Origin of the sequence: Brevibacillus sp. FSL K6-6036 (genome assembly GCF_037964015.1) — a bacterium.
Classification (GTDB): Bacteria; Bacillota; Bacilli; order Brevibacillales; family Brevibacillaceae; genus Brevibacillus; species Brevibacillus borstelensis.
This window is the reverse complement of record NZ_CP150173.1, coordinates 3,190,601-3,208,969: the sequence shown is the minus strand read 5'-3', so window position 1 is coordinate 3,208,969 and position 18,369 is coordinate 3,190,601. Positions and strand designations below refer to the sequence as shown.

20 protein-coding genes are annotated in these 18,369 nt (G+C 52.0%); 14 read left to right on the top strand and 6 right to left on the bottom strand.

What is annotated here, in order from left to right; genetic code table 11:
- Nucleotides 1-59 precede the first annotated feature (59 nt).
- Genes NST37_RS16110 through NST37_RS16100 form a run of 3 tightly spaced genes read left to right on the top strand, consistent with a single transcriptional unit; the run spans nt 60 to nt 3,373 of the window.
- Nucleotides 60-821, top strand: a complete 762-nt coding sequence (locus tag NST37_RS16110; protein ID WP_327957017.1) for a TraR/DksA C4-type zinc finger protein — start codon at nt 60-62, stop codon at nt 819-821.
- A gap of 15 nt (nt 822-836) precedes the next feature.
- On the top strand, nt 837-1,955 hold the full coding sequence (locus NST37_RS16105; RefSeq protein ID WP_003386229.1) for a mandelate racemase/muconate lactonizing enzyme family protein: 1,119 nt from the start codon (nt 837-839) through the stop codon (nt 1,953-1,955).
- A 17-nt stretch (nt 1,956-1,972) separates the two neighbouring features.
- Nucleotides 1,973-3,373: an MFS transporter gene (locus NST37_RS16100; protein ID WP_339185564.1), complete on the top strand. Its 1,401-nt coding sequence runs from the start codon at nt 1,973-1,975 to the stop codon at nt 3,371-3,373.
- Nucleotides 3,374-3,409: 36 nt separating this feature from the next.
- Here the strand turns inward: NST37_RS16100 and NST37_RS16095 are convergent, their stop codons facing one another.
- The 4 genes from NST37_RS16095 to NST37_RS16080 form a co-directional block, all read right to left on the bottom strand.
- Nucleotides 3,410-3,892 carry an NUDIX domain-containing protein gene (locus NST37_RS16095; RefSeq protein ID WP_024984190.1) on the bottom strand — a complete coding sequence of 161 codons (483 nt, stop codon included), beginning with the start codon at nt 3,890-3,892 and terminating at the stop codon, nt 3,410-3,412.
- Between the two features lie 3 nt (nt 3,893-3,895).
- The gene (locus NST37_RS16090; protein WP_003386226.1) at nt 3,896-4,816 is read right to left on the bottom strand and encodes an NAD(P)/FAD-dependent oxidoreductase; all 921 of its coding nucleotides are present in this window, start codon (nt 4,814-4,816) and stop codon (nt 3,896-3,898) included.
- Between the two features lie 79 nt (nt 4,817-4,895).
- On the bottom strand, nt 4,896-5,315 hold the full coding sequence (locus tag NST37_RS16085; protein WP_003386225.1) for a hypothetical protein: 420 nt from the start codon (nt 5,313-5,315) through the stop codon (nt 4,896-4,898).
- The gene (locus tag NST37_RS16080) at nt 5,312-5,905 is read right to left on the bottom strand and encodes a TetR/AcrR family transcriptional regulator (RefSeq protein ID WP_003386224.1); all 594 of its coding nucleotides are present in this window, start codon (nt 5,903-5,905) and stop codon (nt 5,312-5,314) included. Before NST37_RS16080 ends, NST37_RS16085 begins: the two co-directional genes overlap by 4 nt.
- A gap of 190 nt (nt 5,906-6,095) precedes the next feature.
- Here NST37_RS16080 and NST37_RS16075 point away from each other — a divergent pair, with 190 nt between their 5' ends.
- From NST37_RS16075 to NST37_RS16035, 9 genes are all read left to right on the top strand, one after another.
- Nucleotides 6,096-7,508, top strand: a complete 1,413-nt coding sequence (locus NST37_RS16075) for an LCP family protein (RefSeq protein ID WP_003386222.1) — start codon at nt 6,096-6,098, stop codon at nt 7,506-7,508.
- A gap of 171 nt (nt 7,509-7,679) precedes the next feature.
- Nucleotides 7,680-9,833, top strand: coding sequence for a DNA topoisomerase III (locus NST37_RS16070; RefSeq protein WP_003386221.1), 2,154 nt, complete (start codon nt 7,680-7,682; stop codon nt 9,831-9,833).
- A gap of 170 nt (nt 9,834-10,003) precedes the next feature.
- Nucleotides 10,004-10,669: a PspA/IM30 family protein gene (locus NST37_RS16065; RefSeq protein ID WP_024984277.1), complete on the top strand. Its 666-nt coding sequence runs from the start codon at nt 10,004-10,006 to the stop codon at nt 10,667-10,669.
- 220 nt (nt 10,670-10,889) lie between these two features.
- Nucleotides 10,890-11,294, top strand: a complete 405-nt coding sequence (locus tag NST37_RS16060) for a DUF350 domain-containing protein (RefSeq protein ID WP_003386219.1) — start codon at nt 10,890-10,892, stop codon at nt 11,292-11,294.
- A gap of 26 nt (nt 11,295-11,320) precedes the next feature.
- A complete protein-coding gene (locus tag NST37_RS16055; RefSeq protein ID WP_003386218.1) occupies nt 11,321-11,827 on the top strand; it encodes a DUF4178 domain-containing protein in 507 nt (168 codons plus the stop codon).
- A gap of 12 nt (nt 11,828-11,839) precedes the next feature.
- On the top strand, nt 11,840-12,628 hold the full coding sequence (locus tag NST37_RS16050; RefSeq protein ID WP_003386217.1) for a DUF4247 domain-containing protein: 789 nt from the start codon (nt 11,840-11,842) through the stop codon (nt 12,626-12,628).
- Nucleotides 12,629-12,932: 304 nt separating this feature from the next.
- Nucleotides 12,933-13,163, top strand: coding sequence for a spore coat associated protein CotJA (locus tag NST37_RS16045; RefSeq protein WP_003386215.1), 231 nt, complete (start codon nt 12,933-12,935; stop codon nt 13,161-13,163).
- Nucleotides 13,160-13,429 carry a spore coat protein CotJB gene (locus NST37_RS16040; RefSeq protein WP_003386213.1) on the top strand — a complete coding sequence of 90 codons (270 nt, stop codon included), beginning with the start codon at nt 13,160-13,162 and terminating at the stop codon, nt 13,427-13,429. Before NST37_RS16045 ends, NST37_RS16040 begins: the two co-directional genes overlap by 4 nt.
- A gap of 21 nt (nt 13,430-13,450) precedes the next feature.
- Nucleotides 13,451-14,020, top strand: a complete 570-nt coding sequence (locus NST37_RS16035; protein ID WP_024984275.1) for a manganese catalase family protein — start codon at nt 13,451-13,453, stop codon at nt 14,018-14,020.
- A gap of 57 nt (nt 14,021-14,077) precedes the next feature.
- Here the strand turns inward: NST37_RS16035 and NST37_RS16030 are convergent, their stop codons facing one another.
- Nucleotides 14,078-14,962, bottom strand: a complete 885-nt coding sequence (locus NST37_RS16030; protein WP_155808033.1) for an IS3 family transposase — start codon at nt 14,960-14,962, stop codon at nt 14,078-14,080.
- Entirely contained in the window at nt 14,902-15,228 is a 327-nt protein-coding gene (locus NST37_RS16025) for a helix-turn-helix domain-containing protein (protein ID WP_024985204.1), read from the bottom strand. The genes NST37_RS16030 and NST37_RS16025 overlap by 61 nt, the downstream gene beginning before the upstream one ends.
- Nucleotides 15,229-15,649: 421 nt before the next feature.
- On the opposite strand from NST37_RS16025, the gene NST37_RS16020 reads away from it, so the two are divergent.
- Both NST37_RS16020 and NST37_RS16015 read left to right on the top strand, forming a co-directional pair.
- Nucleotides 15,650-16,096 carry a DUF4912 domain-containing protein gene (locus NST37_RS16020; protein WP_024982951.1) on the top strand — a complete coding sequence of 149 codons (447 nt, stop codon included), beginning with the start codon at nt 15,650-15,652 and terminating at the stop codon, nt 16,094-16,096.
- Nucleotides 16,097-16,222: 126 nt separating this feature from the next.
- Nucleotides 16,223-18,253: a sugar phosphate nucleotidyltransferase gene (locus tag NST37_RS16015; protein WP_339185563.1), complete on the top strand. Its 2,031-nt coding sequence runs from the start codon at nt 16,223-16,225 to the stop codon at nt 18,251-18,253.
- Nucleotides 18,254-18,369 lie beyond the last annotated feature (116 nt).

Below are 18,369 nucleotides of genomic sequence, written 5' to 3'. Positions count from 1 at the left end.
TTGAACAGCGAATAGACATACTACCCTTCAGAGATAACAAAGGAAGGACGGTGTCATACGTGGACGAGCAGAAGCTGGCGCGCTTCAGGGTAAGACTTCTAGAGCAGAAGAAGGAACTGGAGGATCGGGTGCAGGACCACTATGGAATGCGCGAACCGATGTCTACTTCCCTACAGGAATTTTCCATGTACGATAACCACCCGGCCGATATCGGCAGCGAAATGTTTGAGCGGGAAAAGGATCTTGCCCTGGACAGCTTGGACAGGGAAACACTAAAGGAAATCGATCAGGCGCTGAGCAGAATGGAGGAAGGCACATACGGCATCTGTACGGTATGCGGACAGGACATAATGGAGGAGCGTCTGGAAGCGTTGCCTCAAGCCCAGACGTGCAAGGAACATGCACCTGCTCCGAACCTCAACGAATCGCGTCCAATCGAGGAAGAATTCCTCCAGCCGCCATTTGGGCGGACTTCTCTGGATGAAAAAGAGGGACAAAACGGCTTCGACGGCGAGGATGCCTGGCAAATCGTCGAGGCGTGGGGAACCTCCAGCACGCCGTTTTCCTTCGTGGATAATGACAAAACCGACTACAAGGAAATGTATATAGAAAGCGACGAGCCAGACGGGTTTGTCGAGGCTGTGGAGGAAATCGGATATACGGATATTCACGGCTATCACGGGCCGGACAGCGTCAAATTCATGCGCAGCGGAACGTATGAAGAGTATATGCGCAAAGGCGAAGGAAAAGGGCAGTTCTTGAATTATGAAGATGCCTTGGAAGAAAGAGCGGAGCGGGAAGGGCGAAATGATTTGATGTAAATCAGGAGGACTTTCATGCAGATCGCACGCGTTGAGACGTATCCCTTGCTCTACACGCTTGGGCAGCCGTATGGGGACGCAAATGGGTACAAAAAATACCGGACCTGTTTCCTGATCAGGATCATTACCAACTCCGGCACCGAAGGCTGGGGTGAAGCGGTTGACTGGCTGCCCACACTGGAAAAAGGCTTTTCCGAGAGGATCATTCCTTATTTGCTTGGAAAGCGGGCGACAGACCGGTTGTCAATCGTCTCCACCATCGCAAAATGGCACCAGCGTGCTGCCGTGGCGGTGAGCATGGCTCTGACTGAAATTGTGGCAAAAGAGGCAGGCTTGTCACTGTGCGAACTGTGGGGAGGTGCCTTGCATAGCTCTATTCCGGTTTACGCCTCGTTTCAATCGTACAGCGATAGAGAAGACTGGCCGCTCCATTCAGTCCGCCTCGTCGAAGCCCAGATTCACAACGGTTTTCGCATGGTCAAAGTGAAAGTCGGAGGCAGGTGCTGGCAGGAGGACCGGAGGCATATTGAACGACTGAAGGCCTCCATTCCGGAAAGTGTTCAGGTGGCTCTGGATGCAAACCAAAGCTATGATCTGGCGACTGCCCGCAAGTGGGAGCAAGTTTTTTCTCGCTATGGAAATTGGTTGTGGATGGAAGAGCCGATGCCGATGGAAAGGACCGAGGAGTATGTGAAGCTTCGTGCAGCTCTTTCGGTTCCTTTGGCAGGCGGGGAGAATTTGATTAGATGTAATCAATTTTTACCTCTGTTAAAAAATGGGGCTGTTGACTTGATTCAACCTGACCCCGTTCATTCGGAAGGCATAGACAGCTATCGGGAGAACCTGACGATAGGCCGAAATTTTGGGCATCGGGTTTCCCCCCATGTTTACGACGGCTCCCTGGCCCGTCTTTATGCCATCTGCTCACAAGCTTGCTTGCCGGCCTGGAGCAAAATGGACGGAGACAAAATCGAGCCTGTCGAATGGGACGTCATGGAGAATCCGTTTACGGAATTATTCCCAATAAAGCTTCAGGGAGGACTGGCTGTCGTCCCTGATGGCATCGGTATTGGTGTTGAACCGGATTGGAGAATTATAAACGCATTGCGCTGGGACGGCAGCGCATACGTGTAAATACGGGGAGATTGGACATGGCGCAAAACACAAAAAATCTGGTTGGTTTAACCGGCATCCCGCTGGTCATGGTGCTGGGCAATTCAATGCTCATCCCTGTATTGCCCACAATGAAATCCAAAATGGATCTGACTGCCTTGCAGACGAGCTTGCTGATCACTGCTTTTTCGATCTCTGCGGGAATTGTCATTCCGCTTGCGGGCTATTTGTCAGACCGGTTCGGACGCAAGATCGTCATTATCCTGTCGCTCATCCTCTATGGTGCAGGCGGCTTGGTGGCCGGTCTGGCATCGCTCTGGTGGGACAATCCGTACATGCTTATCATGCTGGGTCGCGTAATGCAGGGGATTGGAGCGGCAGGAACAGCTCCGATCGCGATGGCGATGGCCGGAGATTTGTTCAAAGGCGCCTCGGAAAGCCGGGCGCTTGGCTTGATGGAGACGTCCAACGGGCTTGGGAAAGTCCTCAGTCCGGTTTTCGGCTCGCTCCTGGCGATGATTGCGTGGTATATGGTGTTCTTGGCTTTTCCCATTATTTGCGGAGTGGTTTTGCTGCTGTTTCTGTTTTTTACCAAGGAAAAAAAACAGGAAAAACAGCCGATGCCGGTTCGCCAATATCTGCAGTCGATTGGGCAAGTCTTTCGGCAGCATGGGCGCTGGTTGATTCCGGCCTTTTTTATCGGGAGCATCTGTCTGTTTACGCTTTTCGGGGTCTTGTTCTATCTGTCCGACCTCCTGGAAGAAAAGTATAAAATCGACGGGCTCTTGAAAGGCGCATTTTTGGCGGTTCCCCTTTTGGTGATGAGCATCACAGCGTACATCACCGGATTGATTATCAAGAAAAAACTAGGGCTCATGCGCCTCTTTGTCATCATCGGGATGTTCCTGCTTGCCACTTCCTACGTTATCGCCAATTTTGTAAAAGGTGCTTATGTATTGACGGGCGTTCTTATCATTGGAAGTGTCGGTACGGGATTAATCCTGCCCTGCCTGAACAGTATGATCATCGGGGCTGTAAAGAAGTCAGAGCGGGGGATGATTACCTCATTGTACAGCGGTGTCCGTTTTATCGGTGTAGCCGTCGGACCGCCTGTGTTTACCTGGCTTTTGGATAGGTCAAGAAGCGTGATGTTCCTCTCGATTGCGGGGCTGGCTGCACTATTTGGGGTGGTGGCGATCTTCTTCTTGAAACCGAAGCAAGCAGGGGATGCTGCCTCGGAGCAGCCGTCGGAAGAAGAGGAGGAAAGCGCCAAAGAGACAAAGGCGATGGAGCAGGTAGCGGAGATTCTTGGCATCCATCGGGAGAGCGAAGAGGACAAACGACGCGTGGAAGCGATAAAAAGGTTTGGATTCGATCCAAACGATTTAATGGACGCCTTGTTAAAGAACAAAGGGACCAAAAACAAGGAAAAAAGCTGACAGGCATCCGCCTTTTTAAAGGAGATGCCTGTCTCTTCATGTTTTCACATTCGCGGAAAAGGGATGGCGCCTTGCTTGCTCAAGCGTCAACGGATAGACGTCATCATACAAATATCGGCTAAACGGTTTTTGCCCTTTTACCGCTACGGGTATTTCCTCAAACCAAACGGCTTCTTCCACATCGGTTCCGGTTGGGAGATCCGCAAGATGCAGCACCCGGGCTATGTAGATATCCTTTACGATTTCACCGCCAACCGTGTACTGACCGATCCTCTCGATTGCTTCCAGGACAGCACCCGTCTCTTCAAAGGTCTCCCGGACGGCGGCGGCCAGGCTTGTTTCACCGGGCTCGACTTTTCCCCCGGGAAGTTCAATCCCTCGCGTCCGATGACGGGTAAACACCAGCTTTCCTTGCCAAAAGGGGAAGACGAGGACGTGCTTGGCGGTACGCTGGCGAAAGACGGCAGGATCAAAGGTAAGGGTAACCGAGAAGCCGAAGTCATCTACGAATTCATGCATGCTTCACTGCTCCTTCAGTTGGAGTGAAATGTGCTTTACTGCCTTCATCGCCTGACCTGCCGCCAAAGACAGGCTGCCATAATCCGCACCGTTGGTGACATCACCGATCGCGTAAATCCATTCTGTCCCTTTGACCTGCTGATAATTGTCTGCCGGCAGATAGCGGGAATTTTCTTCTCCCAAAAGGCTGTCTAACCCGTCAACATTGCCGTGAACCCCAATTCTGGGCAAAATGCGATCGACGCTTATTGTTGAAGGCGTATCCGGACGAAAGGAGCGAAGGGACAAAACAGCTTTTCCATCCCGCTCCGAGCAAGCGGCGACCTCCGTTTCCCACAGAATCGTCAGCGAAGGAAGCGTGGAAAGTCGTTCTCTCCACTGGGAGCGGGCCCGCATGTGGGCGCTTCTCACCAAGAGGTGAACCGTCCGTGCATAGCGGCTCAGATTGTAGGCGCTCTCCGCTGCACGATCGCCTCCGCCGATGACGGCGATGTCCATTCCGGTGACTGCTTCCGCCTCGGCGGTAGTGGAAAACCAGGGGGCCAGTACCTTGGAACAATCCGCGAGGGCAGGAATCTGATTAGGGCTTACGCCTGTCGCAACGATCAGATAGTCTGTCTGATAGGCCGTCCGCGTGGTTGTTACCTTTCGCTTGGTGGGATCGACCGAGGTCAGCGCTTCACCAAACCGGACTTGCAGGCTTCGAAGCACTTTATGACTTTGCAGCTCTTCAAGAAGGTTCGTTCCGTCCGCGTAAATATGCGGAGGAAAATCCCAGATTTCATTGTGGATTTGCGCCAGCTGGCCGCCCAACCGATCCGTTTTCTCGATCAGAATGCAGGACAACCCGAGCCGTTCGCACCAAATGGCGGCCGACATTCCCGCTATGCCGCCGCCAGCGATAAGTACCTGAACATGTTCCACACGAGTCCCCCTTTCCAAAAAGAGACTGCCAAACGCTCTCTATATATATGCTTTCTATGATGATCCAGACAGTTTTAGACTACCCCTTTCGACGGGCGAGTGCAAGAGTGTTCTGCCAGGCCGGGATCAAGATGTACAACCCGTAGGCAAAGACCACCCAGACCGAGAAGGAAAGCACCTGCTCATCACTCATGTGCGGGAAGAAGAGAGTGTGATTCGAAAGGGAGATGCTGTCCAGCATTAGTCCTACGGCTGTGCCAAGCATCCCGAAGCGGACGAGGCCGTACTTTGATGGATCAATCAGGTGGTAGGAAAGGCCCACCAAGTAAAGAGCGATGGCCGTGACAGCTTCCAGTCCGAGAAAGACGGGGAAAAACAGGTCGTGTGTCACACTGACAAGTACGTGATGGCCAAAGTAACGGAAAAATAACGTGACCAGCAGCCAGACTATTGCGCCGGAGACAACCGGAGTGACCCATTCGCGTGTTGACAGTTTCATCGTGATTCGGCTCCTTTCCTTCCAACAAGAAATGAAATGACATGAGCGAGGTCGGCATACGCCTGATCGGCATCAAAGGTGGGCGACAGCAGCGCCTGCAAGGCGAGTCCGTCAATCCACGCATTGAACAGAGGGGCCCAGCGTTCGGCTGGAATATCAACAGGTGTACGCTCCCCCGCGAATTTTTTGACAATCTCGCCAAGCGCTTGATTTTCCTGGTCCTGCAGCAGGGCCAGCTCGCTGCGCAATGAGTCCTGATAGATACCCGCAGCGATCAAGGAGAAATAGACGCGATGATACGGAGAATCATGGGTACAGCGGCTCCGGGCGGAAGCGAGCGCCTTTTCCAAAATGGCTTCGCCTTGGCCGGCATCTGCCAGAAGGTCATGCCAGGAATCCTGACACATTTCTTTAATCAACTCGAGAAGCAGTTGTTCTTTGTTGCGAAAATGGTAGTACACCGTTCCTTGGGTAACGCCTGCTCCCTCGGCCACAGCTTTCAAGGTAAGGGCCTGCATCCCGTGGCTTGCGATTACCTGACGGGCAGATTGGAGCAATTCCTGACGAGAGATGACGTTCGGTTTGGCCATATACTCACCCTCTTGACATTGATTAGTTAGTTGAATGACTAACTCTATTGTGATTTTCATAATAGGAGAAAAAAATGGCATCGTCAAGCAGCCTTCACCAAAGTTTTACAAAAATAGACCCGGGTATGGTAGAATGAGACATAATTTTACAAGAACAAAAACTTCTCTGTCTTTTCGAGGGAGTGACTGGATGTTGGGGAATACACAAAAGAACGGAGTGCCGACGGCAAAGCAGAGGCGGACCAAGCGGAGCAAAAAGGGTCTCAAGCTGTGGCTCATGTTGACCGGCAGCATGCTTCTGCTAGCAGCCATCATCGGCGGGGGATATGTCCTCTCCAAGCTGGATGACACGCTGACGGAGGTAACCGAGAACCCGTACAAATTGCCGGATCAGCCCGTAGTCGAACAGCATTACGAAGAAAACAAATCGCTTTCGATCCTGATCATCGGGACGGATACACGCCAGAACATCGGCATGCTGAATACGGATGTTCTCATGCTGGCTGTCGCTGATCCGGATGACAAGAAGGTGAGCATGGTCTCCATTCCGCGGGATACGCGGGTAAAGGTGCCCGGCTACCCGGAATACCACAAGATCAACGGAGTATTCGCCATTGGAGAAGGGCTGAGGCAGCAGGCGGAGAAAAAGGGAGAGCCTGTGACCGAAAACGGTGTGACCATCCTGAAAAAAACGATGGAGAGCATGTTTGGCATCCCGGTCGACCACTATATCCTGCTTGATTTTGAAGGCTTCAAGGCCGTTATCGACAAATTGGGAGGAGTCGAGGTAACTGTCGACCGCGAGCTGGTCTACGAATTGCCGCGCGGGGGTGTTTACCGGACGCTGAGGGCTGGCAAACAGGTGCTGAATGGCGAGCAGGCTCTCGGCTATGTCCGCCATCGTATAGACAGAAGGGGTAGCAAATACGATTCAAGCGATTTCGACCGGAACAGGAGGCAGCAAGAGGTGATCAAAGCCGTTACCGACAAGATGACCTCTGCTGATGGACTGACGAAGGCCCTGGCTGTTTTGGAAACAGCCGGCAAGCATGTGAAAACCGATTTGTCGAAGGATCAAATCAAAGGCTTGGCCATGGATTTCAGCAATTTCTCTTCGAAAGACATCGTTTCGCTTGACAACGGGGCGCTGTGGGATTCCCGCCTGCTGTATACGCTGTGGCCGCGGGAAAACATGAATGAGATCCGCCGCATTCTGCAAAGCGAGCGGGGCGCTCAATCCGAAATCGCGATGAACGACGCTGCGATCGCGGAGGTAGCCCGTGCGGAGCCCCGCAAGCCTTCCGGGGGAACAAAACCGTCCACCGGCAGCGGAAGTCATGCAACTCCGGCTAAGCCGCCGTCCGCAAAGCCGGACTCTGGCTCAACCAAGCAGCAAACGAGTCCGCAGCCTCCGAAGCCCCCAGGTGATATGCAGCCGGATGTCAATACTGCACCGGGAGAAGGGCAAGGTGGTGCGGTTCCTGTTCCGGGAGGTGAAGGTCAGCCTGCGCCGGCAGACATGCCGCCTCCCGACATTGTCAATCCGCAGCAGTGGGTGCCGAGTCCGCCTTCAGCGGGAGCCGACAACGGTCAGACCGGATAGACCGAGGCTGCATTCGAGAAGCGAATAACGAGCATATGGGAAACGGGGGCAGGAGACTGCTCCCTTTTTGTGCTTTCCATCCGCTCGCAAGGAGGGAAGCGGATAGTGTAAAATGAACGGGAACAAGCTTTTCAACAAAACCTGTACAAATAGCATAGGGAGAACGAGGAAATGAAGGTTGTCATAGCAGAAAAGCCGGACCAAGCCATGAAACTGGCCGGCCCCTTTACACATAGAAAAAAGCAGGGATTTCTTGAGATCGCCCCCAATCGCCTGTTTCCCCAGGGGGCGCTCGTCACATGGGCGATCGGCCACATCTGTGAGCTCGTTCCCCCGGAAGCGTACAATCCAGCCTGGAAAAGATGGACACTGCAAAGCCTGCCGCTGATTCCGGAGACGTTTCGCCATCAGGTGACACGGTCCAAAGCCAAGCAGTTTGCCATCATCAAGCAGCTCCTCAGACGGTCTGATGTTCGTGAAATTATCCACGCCGGTGATGCGGGGAGAGAAGGCGAGTTGATCGTCAGGACCATCATCGAACAGTGCGGCGTGAAAAAACCGATGAAGCGCTTGTGGATTTCCTCTCTGACCGAGAAGGCCGTTGTCGCGGGCTTCGAGTCGCTTTTGGACGAAACGGAGACGCAAAACCTGTATCAGGAAGCCTACAGCCGCTCCTGTGCCGACTGGCTGATCGGCATGAACGCCTCCCGTGTCTACACGATTCTGCTGAAGAACAAGGGGATCAACGATGTATTTTCAGCGGGGAGGGTTCAGACCCCGACACTTGCGCTGGTCGTCAAGCGCGAAAAGGAAATCGCGAACTTCAAGCCCGAACCGTTTTGGGAGGTGCTGGCCACTTTTCAGATCGATGGCAAGAAGTACGAGGGCGTCTGGCAAAAGGACGGGCAGTCCCGCATCGACCAGGCGGAGATGGCAGAGCGGATCGCCGCCTTTTGCCGCGGGAAGTCAGCCTCTGTAAAAGAGGTGAAGCAGGAACGGAAGGAGTATTTGCCGCCCTATCTGTTTAATCTCTCGGCATTGCAGGCAACCGCCAACAAGCTCTACAAGTTCTCGCCGCAAAAGACGCTTGAAGTGGCACAGAAGCTCTACCTGAAAGGATATCTTTCCTACCCGCGCTCCGATTCCAGCTTCGTCACCACGGAGGAGGCGCGGACCTTTCCCGATATTCTCGCCAAGCTGGCAAAGCAGCCGGCGTTCAGCGGCTATTTTCCGACGCCCAAGACATCGCTTGCAGGGAACAGCCGCTACGTCAATCAGAAGAAAGTGACGGACCACTATGCGATCATCCCGACGGAGCAGGTGCCGAACGTCGCGAAGCTGCCTGATGAAGAGCGCAAAATTTACGACCTGGTAGCGCGCAGGCTGATCGCCGCCCACTGCGAGAGCGCATTATTTGACTATACGACCGTGCTGACGCTGGTGGAGGGACGGGCAGAGTTCGTCAGCAAGGGAAAGGTTCAGGTGCGTGCCGGTTGGCGAACTGTGTTGTTTGACCAGGAGAAGGACGGCGACGATGAGATTTTGCCGCCGCTTGCAGAGGGCGAAGAGGGCAGCGTGCACAAGGTAAAGGTAAAGGAGAGCAAGACGCAGCCGCCCAAGCGATACACGGAAGGCCAGTTGATCACCTTGATGAAAACGGCGGGCAAGCATTTGGACAACCAGGAGCTGGAAAAGGTCCTGATGAAGACGGAAGGCTTGGGGACGGAAGCGACCAGAGCCGGGATCATCGCCATGCTGAAGCAGCGCAAGTACATCGAGGTAAAACGGAACCAGGTGTTTGCCACGCAAAAAGGCATTCTCTTGATCGAAGTGATTGGAGACAAGATTCTGGCATCCGCCGAGATGACGGCGCGTTGGGAGCAGCGTCTGGCCGAGATTGGCCAGGGACAGGCGTCTGCCCAGGCGTTCATGGAGCAAGTGCGAAAATTGTCCCATAAGATCGTCCAGGACGCCGTGGAGCAATCGAAGGAATGGAACCTGCAGGACTACGATGTCCAGGCCCTGCCCAAACAGGCTTCGCGATTCAGACTCGGCAAAAAGGTGGCCGCCTGCCGGGTATGCGGCGGAGATCTGGTAGACAAGGGAGATTTCTACGGCTGCAGCAACTACCAAAAGACAAAATGCAGCGTGACCATCTCCAAGCAGATCATGGGCAAGAAGATTACCGAAACCAATGCCAAGAAGCTGATGGAGCAGGGCAAAAGCAACAAGATCAAGGGATTTAAAAAAGGACAGGAGAGTTTTGACGCCTATCTGGTTTGGGACGAGGAGGAGAAAAGAGTGAAGGTCGAACAGGACTCGTAATACTGGCGCTGAAGCCTTGAATGGGTGATCGGGGAGCGAAAAGAGTTTCTCTGCCCTGAGTCCTATCGTTTTTTGAAACTTCTTTTGTACTCATCCGTACCTATATAGAGAAAGAGGTACAGCGTCTAAAGTTGTATTTCCAAGTTCCTTATCCGAGGAGGAAAAGACCTATGTCCATTTTTAAAAGACTTCGCGACCTGACCATGTCCAATCTGTATGCGCTTATAGAAAAAGCGGAAGATCCGATTAAAATGACCGACCAATACCTGCGTGACATGCAGGAAGACCTGGCGGAAGCGGAAAAAGCGGTGGCTGCTCAGATCGTTTTGGAAAAGAAATTCAAACAACTGTATGAAGAGCAGGAAGCCCTGGTGAAAAAACGCGATGAGCAGGCCCATGTCGCAGCGCAGGCGAAAAATATCGACCTCGCTCGCCGCGCGCTGGAAGAAAAGAAAGCAGCCGAGCAAAAAATGGCCGAGTACAAAACAAGCTATGAGCAAAACAAGGCTGCTGCCGATATGCTGCGCGAAAAGCTGGAAGAAATGCGCAAGCAGATTACCGAGCTGAAAAACAAACGGGAAACATTGGCTGCACGCGTGAATGCCGCCAAAGCGCAAAAGCAAATCAACCAATCGATGTCCGGGTTCGACTCCAGTACTGCTATGGCCGGGCTGAAGCGCATGGAAGAAAAAGCGATGCAGCTGGAAGCAGAAGCGGAAGCGAGCGGAGAGCTGTACAAGAAACAATCCTCTCTGGACGAAGAAATTGCCAAACTGAGCAAGGATCAGCAGGTTGAAGACGAGCTTGCTGCGCTGATGAAAAAATACGAGGGGTAAGCCGCCTGGGCGGTCCCCCTTTTTTCGTCGCAGGAAGTAACGAAATGATGCGTAATGGACCGATAGTACAACTATTGAAGCCCGTGTCCCCTTGGGCACTGCGTTCAGCCAAGGCTTGGCAAAGCCGGCTTTCTATCAGCAGAGACGGTTGGAGCCGAGGGAAAGACGAAGGCACGGGATTTTCCGGATTGAATGAACTTGATGCGTGGGGGGATTGTCAGTGGCCTGGAGAGAAATTCTCGCCATGCTCGTTTGGACGGGAGCAGGGGCTATCTTGTTGTTTGTGCTCATGTGGATAGATTCCTTGTTTACCAGATACAAAGATTTGACGGAAATGAAAAAAGGCAATGTGGCCGTCACGACGAGATTTGTGATGAAGCTGTTTGCACAGGGATACATTCTGTCGCAGTCGATTGCGACATCCAATGACCTGTGGGAAGCGCTGCTCGTCTCGGTGGTATCTTTTATCATCTTGTTCATTTTGGAATTTGTGGTGGAAAGGCTGTTAAAAACGTTTACAGGCCTGGATCTGGATGAAGGCACCCAGCAGGGAATGGTAGCGTATGCGCTCCTGGCCGGGTCCTTTCATGTCGTTGGAGCATTGATTTTGGGGGCCTGTCTGTAAATGGTTAGATTGAGAGGGGTTCACCAATGAGTGTATGGAAGAGAATCCAAAACATCTTTGCCAAGCATGAGCCTCCTCATGAGGAAGAGAGCTTGCTTGCGATCGGACCGGGAGATGTCATCGAAGTCTCGCTGGAGACCTATCAAGTGACGGGCAAGACCCGCAATCTCAACCGGAACGCTGTGATGCTCACTTTGCAGGATGGCAATCGAGTGCGCTACTTTTTGATTGAAGAGCGGGAGCGGACGGTTTATCAGCTATATGACGTCATTGACGGGCGGCTGGATTCAGTGGATGAAATCCCGAGCACGATTGAATTGGACGATGCCACCTACCATCTGGAGGAGCAATTTTCCGGAAAGGTGACGGCGACGGGAAGCACAGCGTTCCAATCCTCGGGGGAGCAGCATATTTGGCAGTTCCAATCAGATGACCGGCGGCTGCTCAGAATCGAGTGGCAAGACGGACGCATTATGCTGTATGAAGGGGAGAGCATCCTGCCGGCCGACGTGCAGATTATTCGCGGGACGTAAAGGGGGAGAGACATGCGACAGGCACTGTATAAAGCGATCAAGCTCATCCTGGTCCCGGCCCTGTTGCTGCTTGCCTTGTCAGGGTGCAACACCCAATCAGTAGGTGAAACCTATCCGCTGGAATCTGTGATTTCCAAAGACGGAAGCCAGACCTCCCGCGTTTACCGCGCTGAAAATAAAACGGTGCCGGAAGTGGCCAAGGAGTTGTCCGCGCAAAGAGAGCCGGACGAAATCTCCAAAGAGGACGAGAAACACATGTTTCTGGTCTACTCGGATGAATGGTATCATTTGCAGCAGGATGAGGCCAAGCCTTCAGATACGCTCATCGAAGTGGACAGCAAGGAATTTGTTCGACAAAACTACAATCCGTCCTTCCTCGAAGGGTACATCCTTGCAAGCATCCTGAGTGATCTGTTCGATGGCCACAAAAGCTATCCGGGTACGTACCGGGGCTACACGACCAAGGAAGTGTACAAACCGTCAGGGACGTACCGTACACCTACTGCAGAAGAGATAAAGAAGGCTCCGCCGATCACAACGCAGGGAACCGGCAGCATCATCAAACGGGGAGCGAAAGGAAAAGATACGACCGTCGGCTCCGAGGGCAGCATCACCAAGAAGCCGGTGGATACGTCTTCAGGCTCGAGCAAGAAAGGAAAAATTACCCGAACCTCAAGCAAGGGCAGCAGCATTTCTGACAGCAGCTCCAGCAAGAAGTCGTCGATCTTTTCCACGCCCCGAAGCAAATCGCCGCCGCGTACGAAGGTAGGGGGCTACGGACGAATAACCAAGAGAAGATAATCCGTATGAGAAAGATCCGCTTTCAGAAGCGGGTCTTTTTTGTTTGTACATACATGCAGGATTTCCAATCGTAATCGCATGCATTTTTTCATCATCAATAACTGACGGAGAGGAACAGACATTTCTTCTCCTAAAGCTGAGAGGCGGAGAATTGGACGCATTGACCTGTGACCGGAACGATTGTCATACGCAAATAGACGATTTTTATTTACGCGAATCGGGCGATTGCCCAACACCGGGCATGGGTAATTGTCATAGAGTGGTAGTGGTTAGTCAAAGACCTATCCCCAAGGAGGTTTCAGCATTGTACTCCCAGTACCGAGTCTATTATCCGTATGTCAGCCCGTTTGATCCTTGCCCTCCGCAACGAGTGAAGACATATGTGGTTCCGCCGCAGCTATTTATTCACTTCCAACCTCCCAATTTGCCGCAGTTTTCACCTCGTGAGGCGCTATTCCACGGCACACTGTGGCCAGAGCTGTACAGCCCTTATGAAGGACGCGGCGACAGGAGCGAAGGGAGGAGAAAAAAATGAATGAACCAAAGCCTGTTGACGAGCGATACTACCAACTATTGCATCAACTGCAGGCACTCGATTTCGTCTTGGTCGAATTGACGCTCTATCTCGATACACATAGCAATGACGCTGACGCGCTGCAGCAGTTCAACCAAATATCCGAGGAGCGCTGGAAGGTTGCTTGTGAATTTGAAGCAAGCTACGGACCGCTGCTGCAATTTGGTCTCAGTTTTTCTGGTTACCCGTGGCAGTGGAACGACACGCCTTGGCCCTGGCAGGTATAAAGACGAGGAGGAGAACACATCGTGTGGGTGTATGAAAAGAAACTGCAATATCCTGTCCGCGTGAGCAAATGCGATCCGCGTATGGCAAAATTCCTGCTTGAGCAGTACGGGGGCGCGGATGGTGAACTGGCTGCGGCTCTCCGCTATCTGAACCAGCGGTACTCGATTCCTGACAAGGTCATCGGCCTATTGACAGATATCGGGACGGAAGAGTTCGCTCATCTTGAAATGATCGCGACGATGGTCTACAAACTGACGAAAGACGCTACGCCCGAGCAGCTGATAGAAAACGGGCTTGGCGATCATTACGCCAACCACGACAAGGCATTGTTTTATCAAAATGCATCCGGCGTCCCCTGGACTGCAACCTACATCCAAGCCAAGGGCGATCCCATCGCCGACCTCTACGAAGACATCGCCGCAGAGGAAAAAGCGAGAGCGACCTATCAGTGGCTGATCGATATGACCGATGACGTGGATTTGCAGGACGGTCTGAAATTCCTGCGTGAACGGGAGGTCATTCACTCGCTTCGTTTCAGGGAAGCAGTGGAAATACTGAAAGAAGAACGAGATCGGAAAAAGTTTTTCTAGCCCGGGGCCACCGTGGTCAAGACCCCATTTAGTGGACAGTAAGAAAAAACCCGACCGTTAGACCGACAGCTGACGTCTGAATTCAACAGGCGTCAGCCTTTTTAATTTTCGTTGTGGTCGACTTTGGTTGTAGAATTGAATATATTCCTCAATTCGCCTTTGTGCCTCATCCACACTTCGGATATCATAAGGGTAGAGCCCTTCCGTTTTGAGATGCGAGAAGAAGCTCTCCATCGAGGCATTATCATAACAGTTGCCTCTCCGAGACATGCTGATTTGGGCGCCAACCTTCGGCAACATGTCGTGGTAAGCGTAGGACGTGTACTGGAATCCCTGATCGCTGTGAACGATCAGTCCAGTCACGTCTTTCGTCTTTTTAAAGGCTTTCTCAAAGGTCCGTAGGACCAACTGATTGTCGTTGCGAACTCCAATGTGGTAAGCCACAATCTCATTATTAAACAAATCCTTAATAGCAGACAGGTAGAGCCACGTATCCGCGACACGATACTGTGTGACATCGGTTACCCATTTTCGATTAGGTGCATCCGCTTTGAAATTCCGCTGCATCACATTCTCAGCGACTCGTCCACCTTCGGTTGAAGCATAGTGACCTCGATATTTGCGGCGTATTCGAGAACGGAGCTTCATTTCTTGCATCAGACGTAGTACCTTCTTATGGTTGACCCATACCCCGTGATCTCGTAAGAGAAACAGCTGGGTTTGTCGATACCCATATTTACCATCATACTTCTTATAAACTACTTTGATGAGGTCTTTCACGGGCTTGTCCCGGTCCGCTTGTTGCCGTTTCAAGTATGCATAGTATCCACTTCTTGAGACTCCAAACAGCTTGCAAAGTTCACTAGTCGTATACTCACCAGCTACTTGCTTGATCGCCTCATACTTATGGGCTGCACCTCCCGCATCCAGATTTTCAAACACTTTTTTAGCATCGAGTTCTCTCGTTTTAGCTTTTTAACATATCGATCTTGATCAACATATTCTTCACGTCTACCTCGTTGATCCATCAACCCAAATTCGCCTAACTGTTTATATTTTTTCATCCATACTTTAAGCCGGTGGCGGTCCGGAATCCCCAGATGCTCCATGATTCGACGGTATGTCCATCCTTCTTCGATATGCAGTCGTATGGCTTCCACCTTTAATTCGTGAGAATAACTTCTAAACGTTTGCCCCTTTTTCACCATAAAAAATGCACCCCTTAAATTTCATCGGATTTACCAGGGGTTTAATCCAATGTCCATTCTAAGGGGTGCACTTCACCGCACAGGTGGGCTCTTTTCTTTTGAGTTGAAACAGCTATGTAGCCTGAGGTCGCTGGAAATAGCTGCTTACGATGTAGAGATTTTCCATAAATTTTCTCCTCGTTCAAGATGCAACAATTTTAAGTGATTCCCTCCAATCAAAACGGTCAAAACGATTTTTGTACGATGATGACGAAAAAGAGCTGTTTACTCGACAAAAGAACAAGCGATATGTTTGCAGCGTTCGACAGTTTTTGTCTGCCACTTCCGCTATGATTGCAATGGTGATTGATCCGTAAACAGTCTTCGTGGGATAGGAGAGAAGAACTACATATGGGAATACGACAGAAGGGAGCGATGTACGGTGCTCATTCAACCAGTTCCAATCCATTCACAGTCGAAGTCCGATTCTCAGGAGAGCCCGTGTCCGTTTGGCCACAACAGAATCTTGACTGCTGTAAAAAGACCTGACGCCTTCTGTGTAAAGTGGGAAATAGGCGCAGCCCGGCTGCGGATGATTGCTTCCTACCTGCAGGCTGACGAACAAGAAGTAGCCCAAGGGCTTCGTGTGTACGATGCCACGAATCTGCGAATAAATGGCAAACCTCCTCATCCCATCAGAGAGATTTGCGTGCAGGCGGATACAAGGGAAACTGTTGTTGATCGCTTGCGCCCGGGTGGAACGTATCTCGTTGATTTCGGATTATTTCACGATAGACGATTTTGTCCTGTCCTGCGCTCGGAGCCAGTGACGATGCCAGCGAGGAATCAGATGTTTTGGCAAAGACTGCATGCGGGAGGCAGCCGATAGAGGACAAATTCATTTCAAGCAGTAAATCCGCCGTTTTGTTCTATTGGCCGGAAAATCGGAATAGAGTAAACGTACGCTTCTTTCCCGGGGGTTCCGGATGATTGTGCAAACAAGGAGGTACCGTGGATGAAGGCTGTAATCTTGGCGGACGGAAAGGGCGAAGAGCTCCTTCCATTGACCGTTCGTACTCCAAAAGCGATGGTACCGCTATTGAATCGCCCGTGCATGGAGTACACGGTCGAGCTCTTAAAGCAGCATGGCATTACAGATATTGCCGTTTCGCTAGAGTACCTTCCCGAGCTGGTTCGGGATTACTTTGGCGACGGTTCCCGGTTCGGCGTTGCACTTACCTATTTTGAGGAGCAGAGGCTGTCTGCAGGCGATGAAAAAAATCGGCAGAGCCTTGCGGAATTTCTGAATGATACAAGCGTCGTCATTCGCGGAGACATCTTGACCGACTGCAATCTGTCGGAAGCCATTGGCTTCCATCGGGAAAGGCGTTCGATGGCGACTCTGGTGCTGTCTGGTGACGAGTCTCGTTTGGAAGGTCTCCACGTATGGACAAATCGGGAAGGCAACGTAACAGGGGTTGCGGAACAATCAGTCGAAGAAGGCAGTTTTGCCTTGGGTACGGGAATTGTGTTGATAGAGCCGGAGATTTTTTCGCTGCTTGAGGATGAAGGCGAACTAGCGGAACCGGAACAGCTTGTTCACTCGCTTTTCCAACAGGGAATCCCTCTGAGCGGTTATGTCATGAAGGCGTATTGGTCGAAAATACACTCGCTGATGGAATACAAGCAGGTTCAATGCGATCTGCTGGACGGCAAGGTGGACAGGGCTATCCCCGCCAGGCAGCTGGCTCCCGGAATTTATGTGGAGGGAGATCTTGCAATCGATGCCTCTGTGAGATTGGAAGGACCGCTCCTGATCGGAAAAGGGGTCCACCTGCAAACAGGGACATCGGTTGGGGCTTACTCTGTCATCGGGAGCCGATCTGTCGTAGCAGAAGGGTCAGCATTGACACAAACGATCCTCTGGGAAAACAGCTATATCGGGATGCAAGCGGATGTGTCGGGCAGTATCCTCGGGAGAAACACAAGCATCGGCGATTGCGTCCTGCTCGGGGAGAACACAGTCGTGGGGGATGGTTGCCGCATCGGACGCGCAGCCAGTGTCAAAGCCGGTGTGCTGATCTGGCCCCACAAAGGAATTGAGGAAGGAGCAACGGTGAACCATACGGTTATTTTCGGCAATACGCAGCCGAGGAGGTTGTTTGACAGCCAAGGGATTACGGGGATAGGGAATGTTGACATAACCCCGGAGTTTGTTTCCCGACTGGCTGCTGCCTACGCCTATCAGCTTCCGCCGGGGAGCCGAATAGCGCTTTGCGCTTGCGATCATCCATTTGCTCAATTGCTCAAGCATAGCGTCATGACCAGCCTATGTGCAGCAGGGATTGATACAATCGATTTCGGTGTCGGTATTGCGCCTCAGCTTCGCTATGGTGTACAAAGCCTTTCCTGCACCGGCGGCATCCATATCCAGATGGCAAAGCAGCATGGAGAAAAGCAGGTAACGCTTCGAATTGCGGATCAAGACGGATTGCCCATCAACCGTGAGATGCAGCAAAGCATCGAGTTGTCATGTAGACAGGAGATGTACGCTCGTTCCCTGGGGCGCTTGGGTCAGCTGCATGTGGAGCATCGCGTTTGGGATGCGTATAAACAGGCATTGTTTATGCAAGTCGATGGCGGAACAATCAAGCACAGGGGATATACAGTACTGGTTGAATGTGAATCCCGTTTTTTGCTTAGCCTTTTATATCCTTTATTCACTGAACTGGGAATGACCGCTTTGGTTGGCTCGATTGCCGACGGCGTCAGCAGCTATCAGGCGGATATGGGCGTACGGCTTCTGCAAAGCGGGGAAGCGCTCGAGCTGTTTTCCCATACGGGCGAGCGGTTGACGGAGGACCAGCTTGCCGATCTGCAAATGATCTTTAGCGAGACGAGAAGCGAGGGAACCAATGAGGCCCGTTTCCATCCGAAGCTGGATGCTGTCTACATACTCATGTGCATCGTAGATTACCTTTGCAAAAAGGAGCTTTCGCTGGCGGATTTGGTTCTTCAGAGACGGGCTGCGCTCCGTTTGCAGTGAGGCAAAAGATAGCCGGTTGTCCATGGTTATCAGGGGGAAAATCGCGGCGTAAAATGTGGGAGGAAGGAAATCTGCAGCCTTTCCATTTTAAATGGATCCATAAAGGAGACGAGAGA